This window comes from Myxacorys sp. (assembly GCF_059501405.1).
On record NZ_JCACCM010000188.1, the window covers coordinates 1 to 6847 of the forward strand.

The following is a 6847-nucleotide window of genomic DNA, read 5'->3' on the forward strand; positions in this document are numbered from 1 at the left end:
TTCAAGTCGTCCTATTCTCCCTGATCCTCGTCCCCATGTCTAGAACACGACCCAGGTATTTCCACTCTCCTCGAATTTCGATGTAAGTCTCGTCCACTCTCCACGAGTCATTCGTGGGATTCAAAAACGAGCGGATGCGTTTATCCAGTTCTGGAGCAAATTTCAATACCCAACGATTGAGGGTCGAATGATCCACGGCGACTCCGCGCTCTTGCATCATCTCCTCCAAATCTCGGTAGCTCAGAGAATAACGACAATACCAGCGCACATTGGGCAGGATGACTTCAGGCAGAAAGTGGTGCCATTTGAACAGCGAGTCAGTCGTCATTTTGAGCAAGGCTAGAGAAAATTGGGCTTCCACACCCTATCATTTTTGCGACACAACCACTTGGAGCCTATTTCTATGTAGCCTCCGAGTCGATAGAGCTATCTTTAGCTGTTGTTGATTTTCAAGATAGAACCTTCGAGACCCCTATCACCTAAAAACAACATCAGCTCACTGCTCACCACTATCATCAGCAGATGAGCAAAGAATTGAATCTTGGCGAGAAATTGTTGGGCTGAATCTTACTGCATCATTTCAACAAGCATCACTTTGCAAAGATAATCGTGGTTGATGTTTTGCCTGCGGTCTTAAATTGGCACTACTGCTAGGAATTACTGTGAGATATTGACCTTCTTCACTATGCTATGGCATCATAATCTCCATCAAACATCTTTAAACCTATCGATTTACCGTACTTTAGCAAATGTTTGATCTACTGGGCGTTACCCTTTGCCCCAAGGTTTGATCAGTTGAGTCGACCGGAATCTGTAGTATTCAGCTTTGGTAGGTAGCTAAGGAGAGATTCGAGGGTAGATACATAGGCAGCAGTAAACTCCAACTGCAAGATACTTCCTCGCTGTCTTCTGTTCCAATTAGATAGATTGTTCTATTTACATCACCATGACTGACATCACCACATCCATCCAAACGCCACTCCGCTCAGTTAGCAAGACAGGGCTAGAAAACTTGGCGGCAACAGCAAAAGCGAACCCTAATACAGTCAAGTCTTTAAAGATCAAAACGGTCTGTGAAGGGCAATTTCGCAATCTCAATTATGTGCGCGACTTACCCGCCCATGTGATTGATGAACCTCCTGGTTTGCTCGGACAAGATACGGCTCCAAACCCCTCTGAGGCGGTGTTAGCGGCACTGGGTTCTTGCCTCTCAGTGGGAATTCATGCCAACGCGATCGTACGGGGCATTACCCTGACCAAGCTGGAGCTGGAGCTAGAAGGCGACATTAACATCACTGGCGTTTGGGGAATTGGAGATTTAACCGAAAAGCGACTGGGCTTTACCGATATTCGCGTCAAGGTCGATGTCGAAGGCGATGCTAGTCGCGAAGCCTTGAATGATCTGGTGGCTCATGCCAATGTCTGGTCACCCGTCGCGAATACGCTCCACAACCCGGTCAATCTGACGGTTGCGCTGGCTTAAGCGATCGCTCGTTTACTGATGAAGCCAAACTGTGTGGATCAGAAAGAAGATTGCCTTTCTGCCTCCGAGTCTGGCTTCTAGAAACGCTTTTACCATTCTCGTTGAGATGAACCGATGCAGGTTGCTTCCCTACACAGTCCCAATCACAAAGTAGAAGAACTGCCCACAGTGACCCCGTTACTGGCGGCGTTAGAAGTTGCGATCGCCGAACAGCTTGCACTCCAGGTGCAAGCGATCGACGAAGAGGGGGTATATCCCCGTGAGTTTATGCAGCGGGTTGGTGCGTTGGGTGGATTTGCTCAAGCGATCGCCCCTCATTTAGATCAATCAGGTCACGGGTTAAAGGCGGCGATTCAAGTGATTGAAGCGGTTTCAGCCGAATGCTTGTGTACTGGGTTTATGACTTGGTGTCAGATTGTCTGCACCTGGTATCTGCAAAACAGTGACAATGCTCATCTAAAGGCGCATTTGTTGCCGCAGGTTGCTTCTGGAAAGCTGCTTGGAGGTACGGGCTTATCCAACCCCATGAAGCATTTTGCAGCGATTGAGAAAATTGCCTTGACTGCTGAGCGACGACCGGGCGGTTATGTGCTGAATGGTCTCTTGCCGTGGGTGTCTAATATCGGCAGTGGACATCCGTTTGGGATTGCTGCCAAGCTGGCTGAAGGGGACGACTACTTAATGGCGATCGTCTCCGATACGTTTAAGGGCTTATCACTGCGCCAAAATGCTCACTTCATTGCGCTAGAAGGTAGCGGCACCTTTAGCTGCGTCTTCAACGATGTATTTGTGCCCGATGAATGGGTCTTATCAGCACCCTGTCATGCCTATGTGCAGCGGATTCGTCCTGGTTTTATTCTGACCCAAGTGGGGATGGGTTTAGGCTTAGTCAGCGATTGTATTGATCTACTGGAGCGCTATCGTTCTCGGTTGGGTCATGTCAATCAGTTTCTTGACGATCAACCCGAAGATCTTGCAGCAGAACTCTCGATCGCCCGTTCCAAAACCTATACCCTGGCGGATCAATTGAGCCAGCCCGATGTTCAGATTACCCCTGCTTTGCTCAAAGAGGTAATTCAAGTACGCATCGCCGCGTCGGAATTGTCGTTACGAGCAGCAAATGCTGCCATGCTGCACGCGGGGGCACGAGCGTATTTGCAGGGTTCTAAACCCGCCAGACGGTTGCGGGAAGCTTACTTTGTTGCGATCGTCACGCCTGCGATTAAACAACTCAAGAAGATGTTGCATCACCTGGAGCCAGAGAGCGGGAGGGAAACGTTTTGAGTTTTGAATACTGCGTAACCGTACATCATGCCTTATGAATGAGCCATTTATTGCCTCTTTAGCGGACGCACCTCGGCACACGCAGGAGGTGGTTCCCCTGCTTGCTGTGCAGCGTTTACAGAAGCGGTATCAGACGCGCCAGGGGCTTTTGACTGCCTTTGATGGAATTAACCTTCAGATACAAGCAGGAGAGGTTGTCTGTTTACTGGGAGCGAGTGGCTGTGGGAAGTCCTCGCTGCTGGCGACGATCGCAGGTTTACAGACTGCCGATCACGGGGATATTTACCTGAACGGAAACTCGCTGCGCAGGAGCCATCCTCAAGTCGGTGTGGTGTTTCAAGACCCCTGCCTCTTGCCGTGGCTGACGGTAGCGCAAAATATTGCGTTTGGGCTAACGCTGAAACAGGTGCCGTCGCTGTCCAAATTAGAGGTGCGATCGCGCGTTGCTAGTGCGATCGCGCAGGTTGGGCTACAGGGATTTGAGCGCAGCTATCCCCATCAGCTGTCGGGTGGGATGGCGCAGCGGGTGGCGTTGGCAAGAACGCTGGCGCGCCGTCCCTACCTGCTGCTGCTGGATGAACCCTTCAGCGCCTTGGATGCCATTACACGTCTGGATATGCAGACCCTACTGCTCAAAATCATTGCCCAACAGCAAACGACCGTCCTGATGGTCACTCATGACATTGACGAAGCGCTACTGCTGGGCGATCGCGTGTTGTTGATGGCACGTCACCCAGGGCGCATTGAGCGGGAATGGAGTATTACCCAGCCCAAACCCCGCTTTCAGCAAGCCCATGCCCTGGCAGACATTCGCTTTACTATCCTGGGGGCATTAGCCACGGTGATGGAGAGCCACTAAACCGTTCCAATTCTTTTATTGAGGAGCTGATCATGGCTTGGTCCAACGTCTGCGCTTGCTGCGGCATGAATCGCCGCGACTTTTTAAAATTATCCGGATTATTTTCCACCTCGCTGGGTTTAACCCTAACAGCTGGTGGATGTCAATCGACCACTCCTCAAGCGGGCACAAGTCCCAGTCCTAACACCAGTTCTAACGCCACCCCTAGCACCAGTGTCAGTGCTGACCAACCTGTAAAGATTGGCTACTTACCAATCACGGATGCATCTCCTCTGCTGATTGCCCATGCCAAAAAGTTATACGAAGCGGAAGGGTTAACCGCAGAACCACCGCGCTTGTTTCGCTCCTGGGCGCAAGTAGTAGAGGCTTTTCTGGCGCGTCAGGTGAATGTTGTCCATGTGTTGTCACCAATGACGGTTTCACTCCGCTACGGGCGCAACTTTCCCGCCAAAGTGGTGGCATGGAACCACACCAATGGCTCAGCGCTTACCGTAACACCTGATATAGAAACGCCAAAAGACCTGGGTGGCAAGACGATCGCCGTTCCCTTTTGGTATTCCATTCACAACGTTGTGCTGCAACAGGTGTTAAAGAAAGAAGGCTTAACGGTGATCCGTAAGCCCAAAGATACAGCAGTTGCTGCCAATGAAGTCAATTTGGTAGTGTTGCCACCTCCGGATATGGTTTCGGCACTGGCAACCAAGGCGATCGGGGGTTACATTGTGGCAGAACCATTTAATGCGGTGACTGAGAACTTGGAAAAGGGCAGAATTCTCCGATTTACGGGCGATGTCTGGAAAGATCATGCCTGCTGTGTGGTCTTTCTCCACGAAGAAGATACAACTCAGCGCCAAGAGTGGACGCAAGGGGTGGTGAATGCCATCGTCAAAGCGCAGGCATGGATTCGAAATAATCGCGAAGAAACCGCTCAGATTCTGTCGAAAGATGGCAGTGGTAAGTACACTCCCCATGCGCTGCCTGCTCTTGAGCGGACTCTTACCTATTACGACAAAGAGTTTTACGGTAAACAGGGAGCCATTCAGCATCCCGACTGGGGCATTAACCGGATCGATTTTCAACCGTATCCGTTCCCTTCTTATACCGAGGAACTGGTGCGGATACTCAAGGAAACCCAGGTCGAGGGCGACACATCATTCTTGCAGGCGCTTGATCCTAAAGAAGTTGCCACCGATCTGGTTGATGATTCCTTTGTCAAAAAGGCATTACAACAGGTCGGTGGGCTGCCAGCCTTTGGTCTGAAGGATAATTTCTCACGGTCTGAGACGATCGCGGTCTAACGCGCCATGTTTTGTGGCAGCGTTGTATGCAACATCCCGACAGATTTGTTCTCAGAATTAATTGCGCCAGGATTACCACAAATGACATCCACATTCACACCTTCAACAGGTACTTTTCGCTTTAAGGTGCCGCTACCGCTGCTGGGTCTCATCGGTGGCACTTTGATTTGGTGGCTGTTAACGACACCGCTCTGGCATCGTGACCCGATTGTGGCGGATTTTTCCCCTGAACGCACGATCCCCGCTCTGGTGCAACTCTTCAGCACAGGCACTATCTTTCCCCATATCCAAACCAGCTTACGACGGGTTTTTGTGGGACTAGTGGCAGCGATCTCGATCGGGGTGCCACTGGGGTTGCTGGTGGGTTTGTCCCGGCCCTTGGAGCACTCCACCTCGGCTCTCTTGCAATTTATTCGGATGATTTCGCCCCTCTCCTGGATGCCAATTGCGGTAATGGCATTGGGGATTGGGGATTTACCCGTTTATTTTTTGCTCACCATTGCAGCCGTATTTCCCATTTTGCTCAGCACCACGGCGGGAGTTCATGCGGTAGATCGCCGTTGGTTATTGCTGACGCGCAGTTTGTGTGCCACCCAATGGGAAACCACTTGGCGGGTCATCATGCCTGCGATCGCGGTACATATACTGACTGGGCTGCGGTTGGCGATTGGCATTATTTGGCTGGTACTGGTGCCTGCTGAAATGTTGGGCGTGAGTGCAGGATTGGGCTACTACATCCTTGATACCCGCGATCGCCTTGCCTATCCCGAACTGATGGCAGCAATTCTCATCATTGGTGCAATCGGCTATGGGCTGGACGGTTCGCTGCGGTTCGCTCATCAGCGATGGACCCACCAACGTTGAGCCATCCCAATTGAGCCAGTGCCATCTAACTGCGATCCCTCACAAAGCTGGAACCCATCCCGCTGATCATGAATTGAACGTCAACCTGGAGTATGCTCGTTTCCAGGACACTGATGATGAGGAGTCATGCCTTCATGGTTAATCTTAAACGGACTCGTGAAGATGTGCTACTTGCCGTTTTAGATCTGATCCATCGGCAAGGGTTTCACTCAACGGGACTCAAAGAGTTACTAACCAGCAGTGGCGTTTCATCAGGCAGTTTCTATAACTATTTTGCCTCGAAGGATGAACTGGGCCATGCATTAGTTGATTTTAAGTGGAGCAAACTCAAGTCGCTTCTTTTTGGCGCGAACCAATCGAATGCAATCGCTCATCTGTTTCAGATGATTGATAAATTAGAAGCCATTCATCAAGCAGAAGATCCCTGTGCGGGTTGCTTTCTTGGCAATCTCATTGTGGAATTAGTTGAGCATAATCCCAGCTTTCGTCAACATCTGATTCAAGTGTTTGATGAGTGGCAGCACGAAATTGCCAAGTTGCTCCATGGGGGGCGTGCTCAACTCAAGCCAGAGATTGATCCAGACAGATTAGCCCAGCAGCTTTTAAGCACGATCGAGGGAGCCTTATTGCTTGGGCGCTTATACGACAACCCAGAACGCTTGCAGCACTGTCTTGATGGCTGTCGTTATTTATTGAAAGTTTCTCTACGCAATGAACTAGAAATGGTATTGGATCAAGACTTTGCCGATAATTCTAAGCATACAAAATGATGGCATATGTATTGCCAGTCTTCTCTATTGAAGCGATGAACATGATTCGCAAAGGGCAGGTGAAAGGCATTAGTCGAGGGGAGAGTGTATCTCAAATAGAATTGGTCAATGAACTCTTTGGAGTGGGTGCTTAAAGCAATCCAAACGAGACCGGTTCGTTTGTCACTTTAAAGTCTTTGCGACACCACCGCTTCAGGTGAGGTCGAAGGCGTTTGTCGAGGTCTGGAGCGTACCTCAGCACCCATCGATTGATCGTTGAGTGGTCTACGTCCACTCCTCGTTCAGCCAT

The 6847-nt window shown here is 50.4% G+C and carries 7 protein-coding genes and 2 pseudogenes; 7 read left to right on the forward strand and 2 right to left on the reverse strand.

Annotation, left to right across the window (positions count from 1 at the left end; translation table 11 throughout):
* Positions 1 to 37 precede the first annotated feature (37 nt).
* Positions 38 to 328 (reverse strand): annotated as a pseudogene (locus AC5I6P_RS26420) (IS6 family transposase); the annotation flags it as partial.
* A 618-nt stretch (positions 329 to 946) separates the two neighbouring features.
* On the opposite strand from AC5I6P_RS26420, the gene AC5I6P_RS26425 reads away from it, so the two are divergent.
* From AC5I6P_RS26425 to AC5I6P_RS26455, 7 genes are all read left to right on the forward strand, one after another.
* The gene (locus AC5I6P_RS26425; RefSeq protein WP_495696759.1) at positions 947 to 1483 is read left to right on the forward strand and encodes an OsmC family protein; all 537 of its coding nucleotides are present in this window, start codon (positions 947 to 949) and stop codon (positions 1481 to 1483) included.
* Positions 1484 to 1597: 114 nt separating this feature from the next.
* Complete coding sequence (locus tag AC5I6P_RS26430; RefSeq protein ID WP_495696760.1) at positions 1598 to 2767, forward strand: acyl-CoA dehydrogenase family protein; 1170 nt, start codon at positions 1598 to 1600, stop codon at positions 2765 to 2767.
* 34 nt (positions 2768 to 2801) lie between these two features.
* The gene (locus AC5I6P_RS26435; RefSeq protein ID WP_495696761.1) at positions 2802 to 3626 is read left to right on the forward strand and encodes an ABC transporter ATP-binding protein; all 825 of its coding nucleotides are present in this window, start codon (positions 2802 to 2804) and stop codon (positions 3624 to 3626) included.
* 32 nt (positions 3627 to 3658) lie between these two features.
* Entirely contained in the window at positions 3659 to 4924 is a 1266-nt protein-coding gene (locus tag AC5I6P_RS26440) for an ABC transporter substrate-binding protein (protein ID WP_495696762.1), read from the forward strand.
* 81 nt (positions 4925 to 5005) lie between these two features.
* Positions 5006 to 5788 carry an ABC transporter permease gene (locus AC5I6P_RS26445; RefSeq protein ID WP_495696763.1) on the forward strand — a complete coding sequence of 261 codons (783 nt, stop codon included), beginning with the start codon at positions 5006 to 5008 and terminating at the stop codon, positions 5786 to 5788.
* A gap of 134 nt (positions 5789 to 5922) precedes the next feature.
* Entirely contained in the window at positions 5923 to 6558 is a 636-nt protein-coding gene (locus AC5I6P_RS26450; RefSeq protein WP_495696764.1) for a TetR/AcrR family transcriptional regulator, read from the forward strand.
* Positions 6555 to 6692 (forward strand): hypothetical protein, encoded by a 138-nt coding sequence (locus tag AC5I6P_RS26455; protein WP_495696765.1) that lies wholly within the window; start codon positions 6555 to 6557, stop codon positions 6690 to 6692. Before AC5I6P_RS26450 ends, AC5I6P_RS26455 begins: the two co-directional genes overlap by 4 nt.
* A 56-nt stretch (positions 6693 to 6748) precedes the next feature.
* Here AC5I6P_RS26455 and AC5I6P_RS26460 read toward each other — a convergent pair.
* Positions 6749 to 6847 (reverse strand): annotated as a pseudogene (locus AC5I6P_RS26460) (IS6 family transposase); the annotation flags it as partial.

Coding starts and splice junctions, on each gene's coding strand:
- AC5I6P_RS26425 (WP_495696759.1), top strand. CDS start 947: ATGACTGACATCACCACATCCATCCAAACGCCACTCCGCTCAGTTAGC.
- AC5I6P_RS26430 (WP_495696760.1), top strand. CDS start 1,598: ATGCAGGTTGCTTCCCTACACAGTCCCAATCACAAAGTAGAAGAACTG.
- AC5I6P_RS26435 (WP_495696761.1), top strand. CDS start 2,802: ATGAATGAGCCATTTATTGCCTCTTTAGCGGACGCACCTCGGCACACG.
- AC5I6P_RS26440 (WP_495696762.1), top strand. CDS start 3,659: ATGGCTTGGTCCAACGTCTGCGCTTGCTGCGGCATGAATCGCCGCGAC.
- AC5I6P_RS26445 (WP_495696763.1), top strand. CDS start 5,006: ATGACATCCACATTCACACCTTCAACAGGTACTTTTCGCTTTAAGGTG.
- AC5I6P_RS26450 (WP_495696764.1), top strand. CDS start 5,923: ATGGTTAATCTTAAACGGACTCGTGAAGATGTGCTACTTGCCGTTTTA.
- AC5I6P_RS26455 (WP_495696765.1), top strand. CDS start 6,555: ATGATGGCATATGTATTGCCAGTCTTCTCTATTGAAGCGATGAACATG.